Source organism: Paenibacillus sp. J22R98, from assembly GCF_059383835.1.
The window spans coordinates 532,462-556,530 of the sequence record NZ_JBXENW010000002.1; the positions used below are offsets into that span (position 1 = coordinate 532,462).

General features: G+C 51.6%; 19 protein-coding genes. 16 read left to right on the forward strand and 3 right to left on the reverse strand.

The annotated features are described in order from the left end of the window. The first annotated feature begins 6 nt into the window (after positions 1–6). The 8 genes from AC50Y3_RS07870 to AC50Y3_RS07905 all read left to right on the forward strand — a co-directional run bounded on the left by AC50Y3_RS07870 (position 7) and on the right by AC50Y3_RS07905 (position 10,756). Positions 7–1,065: a Gfo/Idh/MocA family protein gene (locus AC50Y3_RS07870; protein WP_494818221.1), complete on the forward strand. Its 1,059-nt coding sequence runs from the start codon at positions 7–9 to the stop codon at positions 1,063–1,065. A 20-nt stretch (positions 1,066–1,085) separates the two neighbouring features. After that, positions 1,086–2,168 carry a Gfo/Idh/MocA family protein gene (locus AC50Y3_RS07875; protein ID WP_494818222.1) on the forward strand — a complete coding sequence of 361 codons (1,083 nt, stop codon included), beginning with the start codon at positions 1,086–1,088 and terminating at the stop codon, positions 2,166–2,168. 171 nt (positions 2,169–2,339) lie between these two features. Then, positions 2,340–4,088 (forward strand): sensor histidine kinase, encoded by a 1,749-nt coding sequence (locus tag AC50Y3_RS07880; RefSeq protein ID WP_494818223.1) that lies wholly within the window; start codon positions 2,340–2,342, stop codon positions 4,086–4,088. A gap of 8 nt (positions 4,089–4,096) precedes the next feature. Next, positions 4,097–5,785: a response regulator transcription factor gene (locus AC50Y3_RS07885; RefSeq protein WP_494818224.1), complete on the forward strand. Its 1,689-nt coding sequence runs from the start codon at positions 4,097–4,099 to the stop codon at positions 5,783–5,785. Between the two features lie 92 nt (positions 5,786–5,877). Continuing rightward, positions 5,878–7,593, forward strand: coding sequence for an extracellular solute-binding protein (locus AC50Y3_RS07890; RefSeq protein WP_494818225.1), 1,716 nt, complete (start codon positions 5,878–5,880; stop codon positions 7,591–7,593). 78 nt (positions 7,594–7,671) lie between these two features. Continuing rightward, complete coding sequence (locus tag AC50Y3_RS07895) at positions 7,672–8,583, forward strand: ABC transporter permease (RefSeq protein ID WP_494818226.1); 912 nt, start codon at positions 7,672–7,674, stop codon at positions 8,581–8,583. Positions 8,584–8,601: 18 nt separating this feature from the next. Next, positions 8,602–9,486: a carbohydrate ABC transporter permease gene (locus AC50Y3_RS07900; protein WP_494818227.1), complete on the forward strand. Its 885-nt coding sequence runs from the start codon at positions 8,602–8,604 to the stop codon at positions 9,484–9,486. A 16-nt stretch (positions 9,487–9,502) separates the two neighbouring features. Further along, positions 9,503–10,756: a Gfo/Idh/MocA family protein gene (locus tag AC50Y3_RS07905; RefSeq protein ID WP_494818228.1), complete on the forward strand. Its 1,254-nt coding sequence runs from the start codon at positions 9,503–9,505 to the stop codon at positions 10,754–10,756. Between the two features lie 51 nt (positions 10,757–10,807). Here AC50Y3_RS07905 and AC50Y3_RS07910 read toward each other — a convergent pair whose 3' ends face one another. Together AC50Y3_RS07910 and AC50Y3_RS07915 are read right to left on the reverse strand one after the other, a co-directional pair. After that, positions 10,808–11,368 (reverse strand): GNAT family N-acetyltransferase, encoded by a 561-nt coding sequence (locus AC50Y3_RS07910; protein ID WP_494818229.1) that lies wholly within the window; start codon positions 11,366–11,368, stop codon positions 10,808–10,810. Positions 11,369–11,393: 25 nt separating this feature from the next. After that, complete coding sequence (locus tag AC50Y3_RS07915; protein WP_494818230.1) at positions 11,394–11,864, reverse strand: heme-degrading domain-containing protein; 471 nt, start codon at positions 11,862–11,864, stop codon at positions 11,394–11,396. A gap of 200 nt (positions 11,865–12,064) precedes the next feature. Here AC50Y3_RS07915 and AC50Y3_RS07920 point away from each other — a divergent pair, with 200 nt between their 5' ends. The 3 genes from AC50Y3_RS07920 to AC50Y3_RS07930 all read left to right on the forward strand — a co-directional run bounded on the left by AC50Y3_RS07920 (position 12,065) and on the right by AC50Y3_RS07930 (position 18,227). Next, positions 12,065–14,107, forward strand: coding sequence for a hypothetical protein (locus AC50Y3_RS07920; RefSeq protein ID WP_494818231.1), 2,043 nt, complete (start codon positions 12,065–12,067; stop codon positions 14,105–14,107). A gap of 600 nt (positions 14,108–14,707) precedes the next feature. Beyond that, a complete protein-coding gene (locus tag AC50Y3_RS07925; protein ID WP_494818232.1) occupies positions 14,708–17,197 on the forward strand; it encodes a GH116 family glycosyl hydrolase in 2,490 nt (829 codons plus the stop codon). Positions 17,198–17,396: 199 nt separating this feature from the next. Further along, on the forward strand, positions 17,397–18,227 hold the full coding sequence (locus tag AC50Y3_RS07930) for a phytanoyl-CoA dioxygenase family protein (RefSeq protein ID WP_494818233.1): 831 nt from the start codon (positions 17,397–17,399) through the stop codon (positions 18,225–18,227). A gap of 59 nt (positions 18,228–18,286) precedes the next feature. On the opposite strand, the gene AC50Y3_RS07935 is transcribed toward AC50Y3_RS07930, so the two are convergent. Further along, a complete protein-coding gene (locus tag AC50Y3_RS07935; protein ID WP_494818234.1) occupies positions 18,287–19,159 on the reverse strand; it encodes a helix-turn-helix domain-containing protein in 873 nt (290 codons plus the stop codon). A gap of 154 nt (positions 19,160–19,313) precedes the next feature. Between AC50Y3_RS07935 and AC50Y3_RS07940 the strand changes: the two genes are divergently transcribed. Genes AC50Y3_RS07940 through AC50Y3_RS07960 form a run of 5 tightly spaced genes read left to right on the forward strand, consistent with a single transcriptional unit; the run spans position 19,314 to position 24,053 of the window. Further along, entirely contained in the window at positions 19,314–20,111 is a 798-nt protein-coding gene (locus AC50Y3_RS07940; RefSeq protein ID WP_494818235.1) for an HpcH/HpaI aldolase family protein, read from the forward strand. Between the two features lie 37 nt (positions 20,112–20,148). Next, positions 20,149–21,186, forward strand: coding sequence for a Gfo/Idh/MocA family protein (locus tag AC50Y3_RS07945; protein WP_494818236.1), 1,038 nt, complete (start codon positions 20,149–20,151; stop codon positions 21,184–21,186). Next, positions 21,179–21,499 (forward strand): L-rhamnose mutarotase, encoded by a 321-nt coding sequence (locus AC50Y3_RS07950; RefSeq protein WP_494818237.1) that lies wholly within the window; start codon positions 21,179–21,181, stop codon positions 21,497–21,499. Before AC50Y3_RS07945 ends, AC50Y3_RS07950 begins: the two co-directional genes overlap by 8 nt. A 17-nt stretch (positions 21,500–21,516) precedes the next feature. Then, entirely contained in the window at positions 21,517–22,563 is a 1,047-nt protein-coding gene (locus tag AC50Y3_RS07955; RefSeq protein ID WP_494818238.1) for an NAD(P)-dependent oxidoreductase, read from the forward strand. 17 nt (positions 22,564–22,580) lie between these two features. Beyond that, positions 22,581–24,053: a cellulase family glycosylhydrolase gene (locus AC50Y3_RS07960; RefSeq protein WP_494818239.1), complete on the forward strand. Its 1,473-nt coding sequence runs from the start codon at positions 22,581–22,583 to the stop codon at positions 24,051–24,053. Positions 24,054–24,069 lie beyond the last annotated feature (16 nt).

Sequence of the window (24,069 nt, forward strand, 5' to 3'; positions counted from 1 at the left end):
AGCTTCATGAAAAAAATGACTGCATCGGTCGTTGGCGGAGGAGCTGGCGGGCAGCTCAGCATGAATGCCTTACAGAATTCAGAGCATTATGAGTTAGTAGCCATCGCAGATCTTCGGCCGGAAGTGTGTGAGAAACTGCAAAAACAATTTCCCGGCATCCGCACGTATTTGGATCACAACGAGATGTTTAAGGACTGTCCGACGGATGTCGTATGTGTAAGCACGTTCCCGCCTTCTCATGAAGAAGTGACGCTGGATGCGCTTAAGCTTCCGCTCAAGGGGATTCTCGTCGAGAAACCGCTTGGGCATACGGTGGCGTCCGGTCGGCGGATTCTGGAAGCAATCAAGAATCGTGATTTGCCGATGGCTGTGCCGCATGGCCTGCTGGCGAAGCAGACGCCTCGTGAAATCATTGAGAGAGTGAAGCGCGGGGATATTGGCGAGCTCAAGCTCGTAGAAATTCAAAATACGAATTGGGATATCATCAATGCCGGCATCCACTGGCTACATTTCTTCGTGCAATTGACGGGGAATGAACCTATGGACTATGTGATGGGGATCTGTGAATCGAGCACGCGTACGTATCGTGATGGGATGCAGGTGGAGACGACAGCGGTCACGTATGGACAAACGAAGAGCGGCGTCCGCGTAGTCATGAATACCGGAGACCATGTGATGATTAACGCCGAAGGCAAAGATACCTTGTTTCGCCTAATCGGAACCGCGGGACAAATTGAATTCTGGGGCTGGGAGAATGGCTACCGCATTCTGAATGCTGAGTTTCCTAAGGGGAAGCTTATTACTCCTGAAGAGCTGGCAGTTACGGGGCATCAGGCGCATCTTGAGAATATGGCTCGTATGATCGAGTCAGGCGAGCGGAATTATTCGATCGCGGAGAGCTCTTTACTGGCGCTTGAAATTGTGGAAGGCGCGTACATATCCAGCAGACATCGCTGCAAAGTCACGTTTCCCGTGGATTCCTTCGAAGCGCCGGCTGAACCGGATTGGAATCCTGGACTTGCATACAGCGGAACCGGCGGAGGCCGAGACGGCAGAAAGCTCTAATGACGAAGGAGGGATTAGGAATGGGTCGAATACGTTTTGGGATTGTCGGCGGCGGATGGCGTACGGAGTTTTATCTGCGTATTGCAAAGGAGCTGCCGGAGCAGTTTGAAGTGAGCGGTGTCGTAGTCCGGAATGAAGAGAAAGCTAAGAAGCTGGCAGCCGCTTGGCAAGTGCCCGTATACCGCACCGCTGCTGAAATGCTGGAGCAGGCAGAGCCGCTATTTGTCGTGTCGTCGGTGCCTTGGGATGCGAATCCGGGTGTAATCGAAGAATTAGCAATAGCCGGAATGCCGGTCCTATCCGAGACGCCGCCGGCGCCGGATGTAGAAGCACTTATCCGTTTGAATGAGAAGTTTGGCGACAGCCGCATTCAAGTTGCGGAGCAGTATTTGTTTCAGCCGCTTCATGCTGCTCGAATAGCAATCGCGCAGTCCGGGAAACTCGGAACCGTGTCTCAAGCCCAGTTGTCGGCGGCACACGGGTATCATGGGATTAGTCTACTGCGTCAGTTCCTCGGCATCACGTTCGAGAACGCCGTCATCCAAGCTTCGCGTTTTCGTTCACCGCTGGTCAATGGACCGGGCCGAGATGGAGCGCCGAAGGAGCATCGGCTTGTTGAGTCCGATCAGGTCATCGCCTCGCTCTCTTTTGATGGCAAACTAGCCATCTATGATTTCACGGGGGATCAATACTTTTCGTGGATTCGCAGTCAGCGTCTGCTTGTACGCGGGGAATCGGGTGAAATCAACAATAAAGAAATCCGTTATCTGAAGGATTATCTGACACCGATTGAGATGGAGCTTCGCAGGCAGAATGCAGGGGAGAACGGGAATCTCGAAGGCTATTATTTCAAAGGTATCCTAGCCGGAGATGAGTGGGTCTACCGGAATCCGTTTACTCCGGGCAGACTGACGGATGATGAGATTGCGATTGCAACCTCCCTGGCGAAGATGGCCGAATATGCGGCAGGTGGGCCGGGCTTCTACAGTTTAGCAGAAGCTTCGCAGGATCATTATTTGAGTATTAAGATCAATGAAGCACTCGAAACAGGAGCGCCGGTCCAAACGGAAACACAGCCATGGGCTGCTTCAAATACGCGATAAAGCCTGTTGCAATAGGGTCAGCTGAGAACCGATGGTTCTCATGCTGACCCTTTTTTTACATCAATCCGGACTTACTAAATTGCAGTGCAAATTTTTTGTAAATGAGTGATAATGTGACAAAAGGCAACAGGAATCCAATAGCAGAAGGGAAAGTCGAGGGGATGTGTGCCCGTGAAAACGAAGTTTAGACTGGCAAATCTGCATGTGTATCAGAAGGTTATCCTTATTTTCATCTTACTGATTGTGCCCCTGCTCTTAATCAATCTGCGCATGAATACGACAGGCGCGTCCTTCATCAAGCAAGAATATACGAATTCGATTAACTCCAACGTGAAGTTTTATTCCCGTCAGCTTAACGATCAGATTGCATTTATCCGAAATTTGCAGCTTCAGTTTCTGAATGATTCGGACCTGCAGAAGCTTAGTTTTATTGGGAAACGATTAGAGGGCTACGAACAATTTCAGCTCGTGAACCGCGTGCGGGAGCGGCTGCTATTGATCCAGAACTCCAGCGAATTTCTGGTGAACACCGGCGTGTACGTGAAGTCGCTGGAGAAAACCTTCTCAGTCAGGGCCGGTATCAAGGATCTGCCTAACGCGGAATTCGATGCGATATCATCTTATCGGGAAGCTGACCAGACGCAGCCGGTCTACAGCAAGAACGGAAGGCTGTACTTCATCGCTTCCAGCAACAATGGCAGAATTGTTTCGTACATGGAGATTTCCAAACCGAAGCTGGAAGAAACGCTGCGCCGATTTGTGGAGAGCTACGAGGATTCCGGAGCGGCGCTGTCCAATGATGATTTTACAACTACGATCGCCGTGAAGATGGACAAGGATATTTTCGGCCAAATCCAGAAGCACGTTGCCAGCACTAGCAGTAATACCTCGTTAGAGGATCCCATCCGTACAGATACGCTGCGGCTTGGCAATCATAAATATTTGATTACATCAAGCGACATTCAGATGTTCGGCATGACGATCTTCACCTACATCAATCAGAATGAAGTGCTCGGCCCTATTCGGACGTTCAACTTCTGGTATATTATCCTGTCCACGGTATCCGTTGCTGTTCTGATTGTCTTCTCCTTCTCGGTCAACGTCATGATTCATCGACCGCTCAAACGATTAATTCAAGCCTTCAAAATACTGGAAACCGACAACTTGAATATTTCCATTCGGCCGCAAGGGGATATCGAATTTGGTTATCTCTATCGAAGCTTCGACCGGATGGTAGACAAGCTTAGGGGCTCCATCCAAGAGAACTACGAGCAGAAAATCGCGCTGCAGCACTCCGAATTAAAGCAGCTGCAATCGCAAATTAATCCCCATTTTCTATACAACAGCTTCTTCAATATCTACATGATCAGCAGAAGCGGTGATGCGGAGAATGCGGCGACGCTGGCACAAAGGCTCGGCAGCTACTATCAATTTATAACACGCAGCAGCAGCGACGAAGTTACGCTTGATCAAGAATATCGCCATGCGGTGGATTATTGCGACATCCAAGGCATCCGCTTCTCGAATCGGATTACCATTGAAACGGCGAAGCTGCCTGAGGTTTGCAAGTCGCTGCTGGTACCGAGATTGCTGATTCAGCCGGTGGTGGAGAACGCCTTCGAGCATGCCTTCGAGGATGGGATGAGGCGAGGGAATGTTGCCGTCAACGTGGGATACGAGGACGATACGCTGTGCATCTCCGTCGAAGATGACGGCGACACCTTAACGGACGAAGCGCTCGAGCTGCTTCGCGAGCGGCTTGACGATGTTTCTGCTTCCCAGGAGAAGACCGGGTTGTTCAACGTTTGCCGGCGTATCCGGCTCAAATTCGGGCAGCGCAGCGGTATCTTCGTTTCTCGCAGTACACTCGGCGGGCTGAAGGCTGACATTATCATTCATTTTAACGAGATGGGAGTTTGAGAGATTCCATGTATCGATTACTCATTGTAGACGATGAACCCGCTATCGTTGACGGCCTTGTTCAACATTTTCAGAATGTGGAATCATTAGAACTCGATGTATGTAAAGCGTATTCGCCTCTTGAAGCACTCGCCATTGTGAAGAAAACCAAGATCGATTTGGTCATCAGCGATATTCGGATGCCGGGGAAGAGCGGCTTGCAATTGGCGGATGATATTCTCTTCTACTGGCCGGCTTGCCGGATCATTCTGCTTACGGGATACAGCGAATTCGATTACGTGTACAGCGCCATTCAGAAGAATATCGACAACTACATTCTGAAGACAGAAGGCATCGAAACGATCGTGGCGGCAGTCCTTGCTGCCATCGACAAGCTGGATCAAGCAAATCAAATACAGGCCGCACTAGAGCAGGCCAAGCATCAGCTGACAGTCGCGGAGCCGCATCTCAAGAAGCAGTTTTTCGAAGCGCTGCTGCTAGGGGAGAAAGCGCTCGACCTGTGGCAGTCGCCTTATTTTGCAGGACTAACGATGAGACTAAGCAGCAGCGACCATGTCATGATGATTGTCGGAAGGATGGATCGTTACGACCATGTACCAACGACTTACATGGATAAATTGAAGTTGTACTTATCCATTCAAGACGTGCTGCGGCATCAACTGCCGTCGCACTTTCATGCGGAGACTGTCGTGCATGACTCGTCCCTGCTCGTATGGTTTATTCAGCCTGCGGAGGATGCCGGAATGTTTAAGAATGGCGAGGGTATCACGCAATGGGAGGATATTTCGGAATATCTCAAAGGGATGCTGGAGCCCGTTCAGGATCAATGCCGCCATGTGCTTAATGCCGATGTATCGTTTGCGATCAGCCGCTCTGCCGTAGGTTGGGATGGTGCGGCAGCGGAATTCGAACGGTTGAAGTCGTCGATGAAGAAGTGCTCGCTCTTCGGTCAGCCGATGTCCATTATTCATCTGGGCGATATGGACGATGTCATTAAGGCGGAGAGACCGCATCCATCGTCGGAGCTGTCCACCGGTATGTTCAACAAGCAGCTCGATGCTTTGCAGCGCAGTTTGGAAGCGGGCGATGAGCAGGCAGCCGTTAAGCTGACTTCGGAGCTCTATGCCCATGTTGAACTTAATCTATCTTCCAACTCTTTAATCGGGATGGAAAGATACTATCAATTCGTGCTGGTTATTATTACGCAAATGACGCAGGTACGCCCTTCGGAGATATCGTATGAAGAAGAAGCATGGACGCTTGATCTCAATGCTTCCAAGGAGCAGCTGCTGGAACTTGTCCATAAGCTATGTGCGCAGAAGAAGGAGCAGCAGAATAAGAGCGAGCATCTTATTATCGAACGTATTCACCGATTTATCGCGGAGCATTTAGGCCGTGATCTGTCTCTCGCGAGAATAGCGGAGTCGGTTTATTTTAACCCCTCGTATCTATCCAGGTTCTATAAACAGCTGACGGGCCGGACGCTGTCCGACTATATGAATGCGACAAGGGCAGATGCCGCGCGGCACATGCTGGAGGAAACGCAGATGAAAGTGAATGAAATTGCGCTGCGGCTCGGGTTCGAATCTCCTTCGTATTTCACGGCCTTTTTCCGCAAAATGACAGGCAGCACCCCTCAAGAATACCGGGAATCGGTCCTATTGCGAAGAGATGGTAAAGAAAACAGAAGCATGTAAAGATGTTTATAGAGCGAGCCCCCTGCCGCTCACCTTATGATGAAATAGCAAGGTCAAACGCAGTGAAACCAACTTTAATGGGGGGAAACAAAATGAACAGATGGGCAAGTTCTTTTCTGATTATCTCATTAATCGCCACCATGACCGCATGCTCAAGCAATAACAACACTGCAACAGATCAAGCCGAAGAGACCGATCAGACAGTCGCAACGGACAATGCAACCACAACTACGGATCAGACAGACGATGCAGCAACGGAGAACGTGGATCCACTAGGAAAATACGACAAGACGTTAACGGTAACCGAAGTACTCGGGTACGGTCCACCGGAAGATCCGAAGACGCCATCAGGCTTAACGCCGGAGCAGAATGCGTACCTGAAGGATCTGAAGGATCAGCTGAACATCGATTTGAAATACAAGTGGACGGTGCCAACCGACCAGTACGAGCAGAAATTCTCGCTTTCCATTGCTTCAGGAGACCTGCCGGACATTATGGATGTGGATATCCGCAACTTTGAGAAATTCAAGAATCAAGGCGTGCTGGCTGATTTAACCGACGCTTACGATAAATACGCTTCGCCGACACTGAGAAAATTCATGGAATCCGATGGCGGGCAGGCGATGAAGTCACTGACTTCGGATGGCAAGCTGTACGGTATTCCGGGTTTCGAGGAGCCGTTCTTATCGACGCAGATTCTATGGATTCGTGCGGACTGGCTGAAGAACGTGAACCTGGAAGCTCCGAAAACAATCGGTGATTTAGAGAAAATCGCGACTGCTTTCGTCAATAACGATCCCGATAAGAACGGTAAGAAAGATACGTACGGCCTTGCGCTGCAGAAGAACATCGTGAACTGGGGATTCGATACGCGCGGCTTGTTCTTCGGCTTTAATGCGTATCCGAGCGGATGGATTAAAGGCAGCGACGGCAAGCTGGTGCCGGGCGAGATTCAGCCGGAGATGAAACCGGCGCTCAGCAAGCTGCAAAGCTGGTATAAGAACGGCATTCTCGATAAGGAATTCGCGCTCAAAGACGAGAACAAGGTCGTCGAAGATATCGTCGGCAGTAAAGTGGGCATGCTGTACGGCGAATGGTGGCTCCCGAACTGGCCGCTTAATCTGAACAAAGATGCTGACCCGAACGCTGAATGGATTTGCGTGCAAATTCCGTCCCTTGACGGTTCACCGGGGAAGTCGCTTGTACCGAAAGTACGCATGGGACATATCGTTGTCGTAAACAGCAAGTTCAGCAACCCGGAAGCTGCGATTAAGATGATCAACTTCTATATCGAGATGAACACGAAAGCGCATTACGATACGAACAAACCGGAGAATGGCTACGTCTACAACTGGTTCGTGCCGCGCATTTACAATCCGGTCGAAATTCAAACGATTCATGACGAAGTCAACAATGCGATTGCGAACAAGCTGAATACAGTCAGTGAGGACATTCCGTACTACGTCAACATTCAGAAGCCGCTTGAAGCAACGGAGAAATTCCTCGCAGGCGACAAAACCGGATGGGGCCTCTACTCCAGCCGTGTTTCAAAAGACGGAGGCTGGGGCCTTACAAGCCAAATTCGCGACAGCAATCAATTCGTGTACAACGAGTTCTACGGCTCTGCAACGGAATCGCAGGTCGAGAACGGTGCACAGCTTGATAAGCTGATGAATGAAACGTTCACGAAGATCATTATGGGTGAATCGATCGACAGCTTCGATAAATTCGTAAGCAGCTGGAAAGCGCTCGGCGGCGACGATGTAACGGCAGAAGTGAACGATTGGTACAGCAGCGCATCGAAATAATGAGAATGGCAGAAACGGCGGAAGACGCTTACGCAAGTAAGCTCTTCCCCGCTGCTTCTTACTGGAGGCGGAACCTTGATGAAACAGCAGACAATGCGGAGAAGCCGGTTCGTACGGCAATTGCCATTCCATATCATGCTCATCCCCGGAATCATCGTTACACTCATTTATGCCTATGGTCCGATGTTCGGAATCGTCATGGCCTTTCAGAAATTTGATCCTGTACTAAGCTTCTGGAAATCCAAATTCGTCGGCTGGAAAAACTTCCGCTACATGTTTCACCTGCCGGATATGAATCAAGTCATTTGGAATACAGTGGTGATCTCCGTTCTCAAGATCGCCTTTGGGCTGGCCATTCCGCTTATTCTTGCCTTATTGCTCAATGAGCTCAGCAGAGATTGGTTTAAGCGAATCATTCAAACGAGTATTTTTCTGCCGTTCTTCCTTTCGTGGACGGTGCTTGGCGGTGTCATTCTGGAGCTGTTTTCCTTGAAAGGTCCGATCAATGATTTGCTCGCCGGTACGGGAATCGAACCGATTATGTTTATGGGCCAAGGGGATTGGTTTCGGGCCATCATTGTTGGCTCCGAGGTTTGGAAGGGCATGGGCTACAATATGATCATTTTCCTGGCAGCCATTGCAGGGATCAATTCAAATTTGTACGAAGCGGCCGAGGTGGACGGAGCGGGAAAATGGAAGCAGGTTGTCCATATCACGCTGCCGGGCATGGCGCCGATCATTATATTGCTCGCTACGCTTAGCTTAGGCAATATTCTAAATGCCGGATTCGATCAAATTCTGATCCTGTATAATCCTGTCGTCTACGAGAGCGCGGATATTCTCGATACGTTCGTATACCGGCTCGGTATATTCAACCAGCAATATGCGCCAGCAGCAGCTGTCGGATTGTTTAAGTCCGCGATTTCCTTAGGATTGGTAGGCATATCCTATTACTTAGCTTACCGGTTCACCAAGTATAGAATCTTCTAAGAGACTGGGGGAGATGACATGGTTTATCGAGCATCCTGGGGCAGAGTCCTGTTCATGGTTGTGAATACGATCGTGCTGGTAGCAGTGACATTGCTGGGCATATTACCGTTCATTCATCTGCTTTCAGTCAGCTTAAGCTCCAACATTGCCGCAGTGGCTGCACAGGTTAAGCTATGGCCCGTCGGATTCACATTGGATGCCTATCAATATTTAGCGCAAAAGGTAGAGTTTATTCGTTCCTTGAAAGTATCCCTGGAGCGCGTTATTCTCGGCACGGCACTCAGCATGTTTCTGACGATCATTACGGCATATCCGTTATCGAAGAGCCGAGAACAGTTTGATTTCCGCACGCTGTATGTATGGTTCTTCGCGATTACGATGTTTTTCGGCGGCGGCTTGATTCCGACCTACATTGTAGTTAAAGAAACCGGCCTGATTGACAGCATTTGGGCACTGATTGTCCCCGGAGCGCTTAATGTGTGGAATATGGTGATGCTGCTCAACTTCTTCCGTAATATCCCGAAGGATATGGAAGAAGCGGCCACGATTGATGGGGCAGGCCAATGGGCGATTCTGATACGCGTTTATCTGCCGGTGTCCTTGCCATCGCTTGCGACCATTCTCTTGTTCACGATCGTCGGTCATTGGAATTCCTGGTTCGACGGTATCTTATACATGAATTCACCGGAGAAATATCCGCTTCAGACGTACTTATCGACTCTGGTGACGGCTATTAATAAAGCAGCGATATCCATCGATGACTTGAAACGGCTTGAAGAAGTCAGTGAGAAAACATTGCGAACGGCTCAAATTTTCTTGGGCGCTTTGCCGATCATGCTTGTTTATCCGTTCCTGCAGCGTTACTTCATTAAAGGCATTACGGTTGGCAGTGTAAAAGAGTAGGAGATGAGAGCGTCTGATGAGCAAAGTGAGGATTGCCTTAATCGGAGCGGGACTGCGCGGACAAAATTACGTCGATTATGCGCTCGCACATCCGGATGAGATGGAAGTTGTAGCGGTAGCCGACCCCAACCTTGATCGGCGAGATCGCTTGAAGCAGCGTCACGGGATAGATGTGCGCATGTGCTATGACGATTGGCGCGAATTGCTTGCGCAGCCGAAGCTTGCGGATGCCGTGTTGATCTGCACGCAGGATAAGATGCACTACGAGCCGACGATGATGGCGCTAGACGCGGGTTATCATGTACTGCTTGAGAAGCCCATGTCACCGGACCCGCTCGAGTGTCTGGAGATGGGGGAGAAAGCGCAGCAGTCAGGGCTCATCTTCTCGATCTGCCATGTGCTTCGGTATACGAATTTCTTCCGTACAGTGAAACGGCTGCTCACGGGAGGGCAGATCGGTCAGCTGATGTCTATCCAGCATAATGAGAATGTGGGTTATTGGCATCAGGCGCACAGCTTCGTTCGCGGCAATTGGCGCAATGCGGAAGAATCCAGCCCGATGATTCTGGCGAAGTCTTGTCATGACATGGATATCTTGTTATGGCTGGCGGGAGCGGATTGTACACGCTTATCCTCCTTTGGTTCACTCTCCTACTTCAATGCTTCCAATGCTCCGGAGGGAGCGCCAAAGCGGTGTACGGATGGTTGCCCTGTGGCTGATGAATGCTTATATTATGCGCCTAATGTCTACCTCGGGGACTCGGAAAGCTGGATGGCGGCGGCCATAAGTGATGATCCAAGTCCGGAAGCAAGGCTCAAAGCGCTGCAGGTAGGGCCGTACGGACGCTGTGTCTACCATTGCGATAATAATGTGGTGGATCATCAGGTCGTCAATATGGAGTTTGCCAATGAAGTGACGGCGGTCTTCACCATGAGCGCATTCACACAGGAATGCAGCCGGACGTTGAAGCTGATGGGCACGAAAGGCGAGATCCGAGCTGCAATGGAGAAGAACGAAATCGAGTTGATTCGATTCGGCGGTCATACGCCGGAGAAGATTTCACTTGAAATGCCCGGCGGCCATGCCGGCCATGGCGGCGGAGATTATGGGTTAATGAGCGACTTTATCGGACTCGTGAAGTCGGACGGCGGTGCCGGCGATAGTTTGACTTCTGCGGCCAAATCGGTGCAAAGCCATATGATGGCATTCGCAGCGGAGGCATCTCGTTTAGAGAAACGCGTGATTGAGCTGGATGCATTCAGAGGATAAATAAAAAGGCAATGAAGAACGTTGGGGTTCAACGTCCTTCATTGCCTTTTCTTATACTCGTTTCACCATACGGCGGTAGTCGCTGTCGCCGATGCGCAGCATATCGTCTTCCTCGTAGCCGCTTGCGAGATAAAGCCGATAAGCCCGCTCGTTGTAGGTTTCGACGATTAGCGCCGCACGCTCGAACCCGAGCTGAGCCGCGCGCTGCTCGGCGGCTGCCATGAGAAGCTTGGCAATCCCTTGTCCGCGATATTGCTCCGACACGGCCAGCGCGTCCAGATAGAACTCGCCATCTCGTGCCTCACGTACAATAACGCTGTTTTCTTTGCCGGGTCTGTTGCGAAGCTTCGCTAGGAATGGCTCGTCCAACAGCGATGCATCGTTACCGGAATAGGCCACGACCATGCCGGCAATTCGGCCTTCCTGCTCGGCCACGATCACATTACCGTAGCTGACTCGATTGCCCTGCTGCTTGTAGAATTCGGTCAGCAGCTCTGCCGCCTCGATTTCATCCGATGCTCCCGTAAGCAGATAAGCAATCGAACCGATCGCTTCGAGCAGCAGCGGAATGACCTCCGGGGCGTCGTCTCTTGCTGCGATACGCGTAATCACTGTCATAACACTCCTTGTGACGCGATTATTTTCCTAGTAGAAACTCTCCCAATACATCCACGATAATCTGATGGTCCAGCTCACCCGGCAGTCCGGATGCTGTAATCGTCCCTACGATGCCAACATTCTTGATGATCAGCGGGAAGGAGCCGCCTTCTGCCGCATAATCTTTCGGGTCAAGGTGAGATGCTTCTATGGAGGAGCCGTTTGCTTTAAACTCGACATGCATGAAGTACGAGCTGTGAGCGAAATGGTGAACGACGTTCCGTTTACGCTGAATCCATTGATCGTTGTTTGCATTTGTTCCGTTCATTTTGCTATGGAATAATAGCTCGCCGTTTCTTACGATCGTGACCGCGATTGCTTTGTCCTCTTGCTGCGCTCTCTCAATGATCTTCGTACCGATCTGAAAAGCGGTTTCGTTCGTAAACGAGGAGAATTGAAGCTCGTTCTCCTGTTGCTGCAGCTGCTCTAGCAAAGCTTGGTATTCACTCATATGTAGCACTTCCTATCGGCTGATTTTTTCACCTCTAATACTATGCTTTAACCTAGGCTTCGTCAAACTTGGGGCCGTGTTGCGGCGCGCAATGGCATGGTCTATTCGGACAATTGCTTAGGCAGGAATGGACTTCCGGTGCTCGAATAGGATGGGATAGAGGACGACCTGATTTCCTCACATTGAAGGAGTGATCGGAAGTGCCGGAATTTACGCAGGGCAGCTATGGAGGAGAAACAATACGAATAGCTAACGAGCATATGCGAATTGACGTGCATAAGAGATTGACCGGATGGGGATGGGCGGAAGTATTTTCGGCAGATGATCGGTTTATGGGGGTACTGGAGCATTTCGGTGAGATGCTGCTGCGGGATCAGGAAATTCCGATTCGGATGGAATCGGAGTCGTACGAGCGGACACAATCGGATGAAGGGGAATCGCTGACGTTTCAGGTGAAGGCGTTGGTTGTGCAGCAGAAGCTGAAAGGCACTTCGTTCGATACTTGGATTCAGTATCCTTTCGATGCGGCGTTGATGGATGGCGAAGTGAAGCTGACGTTATTGCGTGATCAGCCTGTATTGAAGCTGGCATATAGGTTTGTCTCGCATTATAACCTGTTTGTTCGTTATGTCAGAGGGCCGTGGGTTAAAGTCGGTGCGGATTCATTCGGGGCGAACAAGACGGATGCCATCTTCCCCGGCGTGGAATGGCTGGAGGGCGAGGAGTGGTCAAGCGGTACAGATTGGTTCAAGGACCCATGGGCGCTCAGAGTCGCGCCTCATCCAAATAAGGTAGCTTTCCCGGTAATGGCGGTCAGTCACGATGGTACGGCGGTTGGTCTGTCGTGGGACCCGGCGCTGCATGCAACCCGCTGGTTCAACTACCGCATTCATGTGCAGCAGCCGGTATTCGCTTCGCCGAATTTCATAGATAGAAGGAATCATCATCTACTCGGACTGATGGTGCCCGATGCCCGAACCGAGCATGCCGAGAATCAAATTTATGCGGCAGAACCATTGGAGCTCCATCCGCAGCAGGTGGTGGCTTGGAATGCTGAGCTTGTTGTGATTCCGGGTCGATCGCTGGATGTGATGACGGATTGGATTACTCGCTCAGGAGGGCTCCCGGCACCGGCGACACCAAGGTGGTCTTATGAGGAAACGCTTGATCGCATTGCACATGCCTATAACGAGCGATACTGGCAGGAAGGCCAAGGATTCGGAACACCGCAGCATGAGAAAGGGTATTCACACCGCGTGCCGCGTTTCGCAGAAACCTACATAGAACGCCGCAAAGGGACTTCGCTAGCTGCTTCGCTGCAGGAGAAAGTCGATAAATGCAGAGCACTCGACGCGGCCTCTGGGAGCAACGGGAGTACGGTCGAAGCGAATGCATCGTCCGTTGATGACCGCTTACTGCAGAAGGGACTGCAGCTTCTGTCCCATCAAAAGGAAGACGGTGCATTCCCGTTCGATCCGGATGGGCGGCATTACATGAAGGATGATTTTGTCGTGGCGCGGGCCTTTCTTGAACCGATGGGTCATGCGGGGGATACGGCACTTGATTTATGCGTGGTGCCGGCGATCGAGCTGCTTCGGCTATGGAAAGCGACCGGGGATGAACGCTTGAGGGAAGGTGCTCTGCGTGCCATCGACTATTGCTTGCCGATGACAAGGCCGGAGGGCGGCGACTTCTGGGAAACGCCGCTGCATAGTCCGAACCTGTTCGCGGCAGGCCATGCGGCTATCGCAAATTGGCTTGCTCATCTGGCAACAGGCCGTGAAGTCTATAAGGAAAAGGCTGTGTATTGGATTCGTTCGGTTCTTCCTTTTACCCATCTGCGGCAGCCGGCAGATAAGCCCATGCTATACAATACGAAGCCGTGCTTCTGTTCAAGCGATTGGTATTTCGCCAATTGGGTGCGCGACCATGTGCAGTGGGAAGTGTTGGAAACGTTTGCGGAATCCTACAGGCTCGGCATCGACTGGGCGGTCATTGATCCGGCTATCGATTGGACGCGTTATCGGGAGGGGATCACGAATGCGGCCATGCGCTGGATGATCGATCACCGGGATGCAACGTGGATGCCGCATAATTTGCAGCATACGAAGGTGTATTATGATCAAGGCTTGCTCGATGATTGCTTCGCCGATACGCATAATGCGGTCACCGGCTTGTATGGCGGAATGGCGATTATGCCGGATGTAATTGCGGTCAACTTGCTGGCGATGACGGAAGGGTAAGGTGAAGCTCACAGTTGCGTTCTGAACTGTGGGCTTCTATTTGTCTTGTTTGATTGTGAACCTGCCGCTATGATCATTCCTAGAGTTATTATGGGAAGACTGCCTAGTGATTGCGGATAGGAGGACTCATCGGAATGAATAAAATGAACACGCTCGGTTCCCGATTTATTTTGCTATTCTGCGCGATTACGATTCCTCTTCTGGCCGCACATGCTGAGGCTCTTCGTATAATTAGGTCAACCAGATTACTCTGGTTGGCCTTTTTTTATTCTAACGAACCGTACGGGCCTTATTTGATCGAATAGCAGCGGTTTGAAATTCTAACGAACCGTACAAGCACTATTTGGCCCAAAGGTCGTGCATTTCAGCCTATTTCGACTAAATAAGGTCTCTGTGGTTCGTTAGAATAATGGAGGAGCACTTTTCTCTCAAATAAGGCCTCTACGGTTCGTTAGAATAGCGAGGGGAATGACGAGTGACCCTCTCCTGGAGAAAGTTTTATTCAATTAGGGAGAGATTTGTAATCGGTTCCATGAAACACGTATTCATAGGATAAGAGAGCGCTTATGATGGATGGAGACTCATTAAGGGGGAATCAGTATGAGCCAGCAATCTTACAGTCAATCGTATTCGGGGAATCGGAATGCCCACATCGCTTATCCGCTTGGCGGGATAGGTGCGGGCATGTTTTGTCTGGAGGGAACGGGGGCGATGTCCCATTTCTCTTTACGCCATGCACCCAATATTACGCACGAACCTATCATTTTTTCCGGCTTGTGCGTGAAAGGGGAGCAGGACAATATTGCAAGGGTCATGGAAGGCCCGATTCCTTCTTGGAAGATCTACGGCAATAAAGCAGAGTCGATGAATCCAGGCAGCGGGCTGTTCGGTAAGCACTTCGGCTTGCCGCGCTTTGAGAGCAGTACGTTTCACGCCAGGTTTCCGTTTGGGACCGTTGAACTGAAGGATGATCAGCTTCCTGTCGAGGCGTCGATTACGGGCTGGAGTCCGTTTATTCCCTTACATGCAGACGACTCGAGCTTGCCTGCAGCAGCGCTCGAAATTACGCTAATCAACCAAACAGATCGCCCTGTTGAGCTCGTGTATTCCCTTCATGCGGCTAACTTTATGGCGTTCAATAAATCGACGAAACAACGGGTATACGGCGCGAATGCAGGCAAAGGTTTTGTACTGGAGCAATCGCCGGAGGAAGGAAAGCCATGGGAAGAAGGTTCATTCAGTGCCTTAACGGATCATCCGAACGCTAAAGTCGACTGCGCTTGGTTCCGCGGCGGATGGTTCGATTCGTTAACCATGGTTTGGAACGCGGTTAAAGAAGGCCGAAGTGAGGAGAAACCTGAAGTATCGGAAGGGAAGCCAAGTCCGGGAGGAAGTTTGTTTGTTCCGATTACGCTTGCTCCTCATGACCGCGAGGTCATTCGAATCATGCTGTCTTGGTATGTGCCGGAGACAAATCTGATTGAAGGTGTAGAAGCAGCTAAACATGCGGATTGGGCCGGAGAATTCCATAAGCCCTGGTACGCCGGTAAATTTGCAACGATTTCGGAAGTTTCCGAGTACTGGTTCCGTCATTACGATTCGCTTCGCGAAAGAAGTCTGAAGTTTAGCGACACGTTCTATGGCACTTCGCTCCCTGCGGAAGCCAAGGATGCAATAACCGCCAATCTGACGATTCTAAAATCACCTACCGTTCTGCGACAGACGGATGGCCGAATGTGGGGCTGGGAAGGGCAGCAGCTTAAAGAGGGAAGCTGCAGCGGTTCATGCACGCATGTCTGGAACTATGCGCAAGCGGTGCCGCATCTGTTTCCGGAATTGGAGCGCAGCTTGCGGGTTTCGGAATTTACGGAAGGGCAGGATGAACGGGGGCATCAGAATTTCCGGGTTCCGCTGCCTATTCAGCCGGCAAGCCACAAGTATCACGCAGCTTCGGATGGCCAGCTAGGCGGCATCATGAAGGCCTACCGTGAATGGAGAATCAGCGGGGACACCGAGTGGCTCCGGAAGTATTGGCCGCAAATCAAGCAAAGCCTGTCGTATTGCAAGGAGCTTTGGGATCCCGATGGCATGGGGGTATTAATCGAGCCCCATCACAATACGTACGACATCGAATTCTGGGGACCGGATGGCATGTGCTCTTCCATTTACATTGGCGCGCTTAAAGCGGCTTCGCTCATGGGCGAAGCGTTGGGGGACCCTTTAAACGAATACGAAGAGCTATACCGCAAGGGCAGGAATTATTTGGAACAAGAGCTGTTCAATGGCGAATACTTTGAGCAAAAGATTATTTGGGAAGGGCTACGCGCGCCGGATCCGGCCAAGCTGGTTCCCCAAGGAAATGATAACTACAAGGCTGCCGAGACATTGGAAGGTCCTGAAGCATGGAATGTCAACTACTCCAAGGAAGCCCAAAAGCTTCTGGAGCAGGAAGGTCCGAAGTATCAATATGGGAAAGGCTGCTTGTCAGATGGGGTCATCGGAGCGTGGATCGCGGAAATGTGCGGGCTTGGGGATATCTTGGATCGCGAGATGGTCAAGTCCCACTTGCTAAGTATCTATAAGTACAATCTCAAGCGCGACTTGTCCGAGCATGCTAACCCGCAGCGTTCAGGCTTTGCACTCGGCCGAGATGGAGGACTCCTTCTTTGTACATGGCCGAAGGGCGGTCAGCTGTCGCTCCCGTTCGTATATAGCAACGAAGTTTGGACAGGTATCGAATATCAAGTCGCCTCCCATTTAATGTCGGTTGGCTGCGTGGAGGAAGGGCTGGACATTGTACGCGTTTGCCGCGACCGTTATAATGGAAGCGTAAGAAATCCTTTCGATGAATACGAATGCGGGCATTGGTATGCCAGAGCAATGGCATCCTATGGCATTATCCAAGGCTGGAGCGGTATTCGGTATGATGCGGTGGAGCGGGTGCTCTACGTTTCGCCGAAGGTGTCAGGAGACTATAGCAGCTTCTTGAGCACAGCCTCCGGATACGGAATTGCCGGAATTCGGAACGGCGAGGTATTTGTGGAAGTGAAGGATGGCACGATAGAAATAGATGAGATTCGGTTGGCTTAACAAGCAGAGGTTTCTTAGGGGAAATGCTTACTGGCCTATCTGGTATTTATTACTAAATATTAGGCCGCTTCTATGTCTCATCTGCAGATTGGTGAACGCCGTTTCACCAATTTATGCTTTCCAAGTGGGAATGAATTTGTTATTTTATAGCTTAGCAAGCGCGTTCTTACCAAAGCTAAAACAGATTGGATGGGATAAAGTGAAAGTTAGTGCAGAAGAATTAGCGTCCGGCAAACTGTTGCCCGCGACGATTGAATTGGCCGTACAGTTGATTCAAGTAAATGGTTATGTGTTGATCGAAGAGGTGCTGCCACGGACGCAGATCGAGGAATTGAACAACAGAATCGGCGATTTCCTCGAAGGCTTTATGGTGAAGAACAAGTTCAGCCTCGAAGAAGGCTTCCATGATGGTACGAACCATATCGGCATGTATTTGCCGTTTGAGCAGCCGTTCTGCGATGAATCGCTCATTGCGCATCCGTTCGTAACGGCTATTGTGGATCAAATTCTGGGCTCCGATTGCGAGCTCACTTATTTTGCATCGAACACGTCCATGCCTAAAGGCACCAAGTCGCAAGACGTTCACGCCGACATGGGTGCTAGATTCGGCAGCCGTTTTGGCGTGAACGTGCCAATTACCAATCTTGTCGTGAACTACCCGCTCGTAGACGTCAATGATGAGAACGGTCCGATGGAAGTATGGCCCGGCGGAACGCACCTGCACCCGGATAGCTGGTACAGCTCGAAAGTGGTAAACAAACCTGAACTGGCTCCGCACATGCTTTCCTTCAAAGCCCATATGCCTGCCGGCTCCATTATGATTCGTGACGACCGCATGTGGCACCGCGGCACGCCGAATCGCTCCGACAAGCCAAGACCGAACATTGCGTTGATCTACTCGTCTACATCAACTGCGCCTTACCAAGGCAGCCTGCAAATTCCGCAGGAGACGTACGATCAATTCTCGGATCGCGCGAAGCAGCTTGTTCGCAAGCAGAAGATCGGTTCTGAAGTAATCAAGCCTTACTAATTGCGGATTCTGTAGATGAGAAAACACCTGACCATCGGTCAGGTGTTTTTTTTGCGCGCCTACACGCCATCCGCGAACAATCGATATTTCAGCGGCGTAACGCCGGTCAGCTTCTTGAAATCACGGATGTAGACGTTCACGTTCTCGAAGCCTACCTCGTATGCGACCTCGGAGACGGAAGACATCGATTTCTTGAGTAGATGCTTCGACCGGTCAATACGCAGCCGCATCAGATACTCCTGAGTCGAGGTGCCGGTCATCCGTTTGAAGAGCCGCGAGAAGTAGCTCTCGTTGAACCCCGCATGCCGCGCGACCTCGGCTACGCTGAAATCGCCGCGACTTAACTGCGCCTCCATGAATAGGATCGCCGACTCAATCACCTGCTGGTGGTATTCCGTCTTCCTGGCACCCTCGCCACGGTTGCGGTTGAGCGACAGCTCCGTCAGTATCCGCATAATGAGCACCGGAATCGCAAGGTCGCTCTGATGATCGCTGGCTTCGACATACCTCATGATTTTGTCAAAACAGCTATTGAACTCCGAAGAGTGCTGCAGCGTAACCGGAGCCAAGCCGCTTGGGTTGATCGTATCGTAGAAGGCAGGCACGCCGCTCCCCTTGATATGCAGAAACCGATATTTCCACACCCCCGAATCGCCGGTTCGATAATGATGATGGCCGAAACAGTTGATCAAGGCGGCTTTATTCCGATCGAGCACGACTTTTTTGCCTTCATAGGTTAGGATGCCGCTGCCTTCATCGGTGAAGATGATTTGGTAGTTTTTTTGCTTCTCCCGCTCGGTGTAGAATTTCTCGGCGAAATGCACATGTCCCACCGTACACAGCTGATAGGGCAGTTTGCGCGAGACAGCCAGCGGCGTGAAGGGAAGGATGACAGGCTCTTCGATATTGTCAAAATAATACGATGTCCGCATACCCCAGCACCCCGTCCTTATCTAAAGTCAAATAGCGTAGATAACAGGTAAAGAATCGTCACTGACAGCGGTGTTGAAAGCGCTACAATTAGATTATACACACAGAAAGCCGCGCAGCAATCGAGAATTCCCGAGAAAGTAAGGAGGAGTATGATTGGCGGAGAGCAAAACGGCACGAAACCCGTTACGGCGCAAATTACAAGCCAACCAGCCAACAGCAGGCGTATGGATAACGCTTGAGAGTCCGTCCATCACCGAGGCGGCAATCATGATGGGGACAGACTGGATTTGCGTGGATATGGAGCATGGACATTTGGATTTGAAGGAAGTCATGGAGCATGTGAGAACGGTCCGAGGATCAGATACGGCGGTGCTTGTTCGGGTACCGAGTATCGAGCAGGGCATCGTGAAGAGGGTGCTGGATCTTGGCGCGCACGGCGTGCTGCTTCCGCTTGTTCGAAACCGAGAGGATCTGGAGAAAGGTATGCGTTATGGCCGTTATCCGACGGATGGAGTGCGCGGCATCGGAGGCGAGCGAGCCGTCAAGTGGGGAATGGGGATGCAGGATTACTTGAAGGATGCCAACGAGGAAACGCTGATCATTCCGCTGATTGAGACGAAGGACGCGGTGGAAGATATGGAGCGGATTTTGCAGGTTCCCGGACTTGAAGCGATTTTCTTCGGACCGGCGGATTTGTCGGCCACTTACGGGTACTTAGGGGATTGGGAAGGTCCCGGTATTGCCGAGGTCATTCTGAATGTGCGAGGGGCAGCGGCCAAGCGGGGCATCGCTTCAGGCATTATGAGCAGGAGTGCTGAGGATGCGAAGCTCAGGCAGGAGCAAGGTTTTAACATGGTAGGACTTGGCTCCGATATCGGTCTCATGATCCGATCCATGGAAAGCGCGATGCGTAAAGTCGGGCGAGATCCCAAGCCCCATCTGTGGTTTTAGTGAGATCGAAACGGACGGAGAAGGGGCCAAGGTTGAAATGGAGCGAAAATGGAATGTTTGTATGGTCGGCATGGGCTACTGGTCCGATGTTCATTTTCAAGCATGGGGCTCATTGCGTAATGTTCGCATTGCGGCTATCGCGGACCGCAATCCGCCAAAGCTGGCACGGAAGGCGCAGATGTACAGGTTAACGGATGACCAGCTCTACACGTCCTTGCATGAAGCCGTCCGGCATCCGGATATCGATATTGTCGATGTGATTACGCGCCCCGACACCCATCTGGAGATGGTCGAGATAGCGGCTCGTGCGGGCAAGCACGTCTTATGCCAGAAGCCCTTTGCACCTACGATCGAGGAATGCCGCAGGATGGTTGCTATCTGCCATGAGAACGGGGTTCGGCTCATGGTAGCCGAAGGCTGGCGCTGGCAGGGGCATTACCTCGCGATGAAGCGCGTGCTGGAGAGTGGCGTTCTTGGTGAAGTGTCCTATGCCAAAATCAGCGCAAAATGGTTCTTCACCCCACGCTTCGACGATCCCGCTCAGATGACGCAGCCTTACTTCCGCGATATGGAGCGACTGCTGCTGTATGAGATGGGGCCGCATTACATCGACAGCTACAGGTCGCTGTTCGGAGAGCCAGATGGCATTACCGCCGTTACGAAGCGGGTCAGCCCCCATATTAAAGGCGATGATCTGGCGATTGTCATCTTCCATCATGCAGCAATGACCGGCATGCTTGAAGCTTCATGGGCTTCAAGGGAGTTCCGAGACGGGAGCTATACGCTTCCGGGCGGCGAGAATTTGATGGAGTACGTGGTAATCGAAGGTAGCGAGGCCACGCTTCGCTTGAATGCAGACGGCGAAATGCTGTTGCTTCGAACGGATGGCAGTGTGGAGCAGATCCCGCGTTCTCAGGAAGCTTTTCAAGAGTCCCATAACCGGCTGCATCGGCATTTTATCGAAGGCATTGAGAGCGGCTCGTCATTTGTGACCTCAGGCGAGGAATATTTGAAGACGATGGAAATTATCGAGGCAGCCTATCAAATCGGGAGGAAGGTCGAGCGCATTGGCTAAGACGAAATATATGTTTTTCTACGAGTGCAAGCAAGGGATGGAGGAGGAGTACATCAGGCGCCATGAGGCAGTCTGGCCTGAGGTAATTGCCGCCTTGCGGGAGGCAGGCTTCAGTAATTTCACCACTTTTATGAAGGAAAACAGGCTGTATGCGACGATTGAATCCGAGGATACGTTCGCTCCGGCATGGGCACGGTTTCAGGCGAATCCGGACACCGTCAGATGGGAAGCGTACATGTCCGATGTTCTGGTAACGGATGTTACGTCAGGCGGCATGGAAGTGCTGGATCACATCGTATTCCATATGGAGTAGGAAGGAGGCGACGAGAGGTGGCGACCTTTCAGCTCGGACTCACGCGCGATTTCCTGAACAGCCGGGGAGAGCCGGCTTTTGGACCTGAAGGCATGGAGCGGATTTCCCGGCAAAATCACATTGAGGCTTCGTACTTCAGCGAACATCTGGATACGGTGACGGCGGAGCAATTGCAGCACTACGATGGCGTCATCAGCTTGACGCCCCGCTACACGGCGGATGCACTGACTGCCGCCGCCGATCGCTTGATCGTCATTGCGCGTTATGGCGTCGGCTATGACATGGTCGATGTGCAGGCATGTACAGATGCCGACATCGCCGTCACGATTACGCCCCAAGGCATTCGCAAGCCGGTGGCGTACGCCATCATGACGCATATGCTGGCGCTGGCGCATCGACTCCCTGTGAAGAGCAGGCTGATCGCGGAGAAACGATGGCAGGATCGGATTGACTATCCGGGCCGCCGGATTACGGGCAAAACACTTGGTTCTGTCGGATTCGGCAACATCGCCAAGGAATTGTTCGATATGACGCGCGGCTTCGAAATGAGAATGATCGCATACGATCCCTACGCCGATCCGGTAGCAGCGGCTGCACATGGCGTGGAGCTGGTTGACCTGCAGACTCTGTCTGAGCGTTCGGATTACCTCACGATCAACTGCTTCTTATCCAAGGAAACCTTCCACTTAATTTCATACGATCAGCTGCGAGCCATGAAACCATCTTCCTTCCTGATTAATACGGCGCGTGGCGGCATCGTCAACGAGAAAGCATTGATCAAGGCGCTGCAGGAAGGCTGGATTGGCGGCGCCGGTCTGGACGTATTCGAGGAAGAGCCCTTCGTGAGCGACTCGCCGCTCCTTCATATGGACAATGTGATTGTGACGCCGCACAGTCTTTGCTGGACGGAGGAAATGTATGAAGGACTATGGGCGGATACCACGAATGCCATTATAGATGTCGCGAGTGGAGCTGCGCCTGCCAACGTCGTTAACCGGGAAGTGCTTGCGCGCTCGGGATTCATAAAGAAGCTGGAACGATTCTCCCAAAATGAGCGTGGATGAAAGGAGCAGTGTGTGCATTGGCTATTCCGATTCGCCAACATCCGAGAAACAGCCGCGTGTTCGAGTTTCGCGGCAAACCGCTTGTGCTCGTATGCGCAACCGAGCATTACGGCGCGGTCATCAACCGCCCGTTCGACTTCGCCAAGTATCTGGCGGACGCACATGAGAAGGAGCAGACGCTCACGAGGTTATTCATGCTGTTTCGTGAGCAGCAAAGCCACTGCAATCCCTACTCCACCTGCAAGCCGGAATCGCCGGACTATATCGCGCCGTACCCTCGAGTTGGGCCGGAGAAAGCGTTAGATTGGCAGCCGAAGTTTGATTTGGACGCCTGGAATCCGGAGTTCTTCGATCGCCTTCACCGTTTTCTATCACTCGCTTCCGATTATGGCATTATCGTAGAGGTTGTGCTGCTGAGCAATACGTATGGTGAAAGCGTCTGGAATCTCAATCCGCTTAACGCCGCGAACAATGTCAGCGACGTGGAGTCCATTCCATGGACCGATTACAATACGATGCGCGCGCCGAAGCTGTTTCAGCGCCAGCTCGCACATGTTCGCAAGATCGTAGAGGAAACGAACCGCTACGATAATATTTTCTACGAAATCTGCAATGAACCCGGAGGGGGATTCCCCGGAGACAGCGAGCACCCGACGCCGCAAGAGGTCAATGCCTGGCAGATGGCGATTGCCGAGGCGATTCGTGAGACGGAAGCGCGTTTGCCGAACAAGCATATGATTGCAGGACAAGAAGCGTTCCTCTACGAGCCTTGGGAGCAATCGTCGGACTTGTCATTTGGCGATTTCGGCATCGATATCGTCAACATGCACCCGCTGCCGAACACAACCTACGGGGGACGCGGCTACCATATGGGCGAGTTCATGTCGAAGCAGCTTCGACTGCGTGAAGTGCGGGATTATTGCTTGGCTACATTGAATGAGAGCAAGCCGCTTAATCTTGATGAAGATAACGTTGCCAGTCAGTACAAGGATCCGGATGGCTGGACGATTCACCGCAAGCGCGCGTGGGTGACGCTTATGAGCGGCTGCCATTATGACTATATCGATTTCTCGATTATCAATTATGTTGAAGCCGGAACGCCGGCCTCCCAGCGGCATATCCGGACATGGATGAAGCATTTGTCTGCTTACATACATGCTATCGATCTGGCAGAAGCTCGTCCATTGCCGGACGTTGTTAGTGGGGAGCCGAAGCATACGGTTACTTGCACGCTGGGGATACCGGGCAACGAGTACAACATCTACGTGGCAGATGAGAGGGAGTTGACAGAGGGCGGTGCCGGTTCACCGTTTGCATCGGAGGAGCTGATTGTTCATTTACCGGTTGGCGACTATCGTGTTCGCTGCTACGATCCGGCATCTGGGCTTTATTCGCCGTCAGTACGCATTAGCGGTGGGGCAGAAACCATCATCCAACTGCCGGAATTTCAGCATGACCTCACGATTCGCATCAACAGGGAGCTGCTGTAGTAGAGCGGGAATCCAA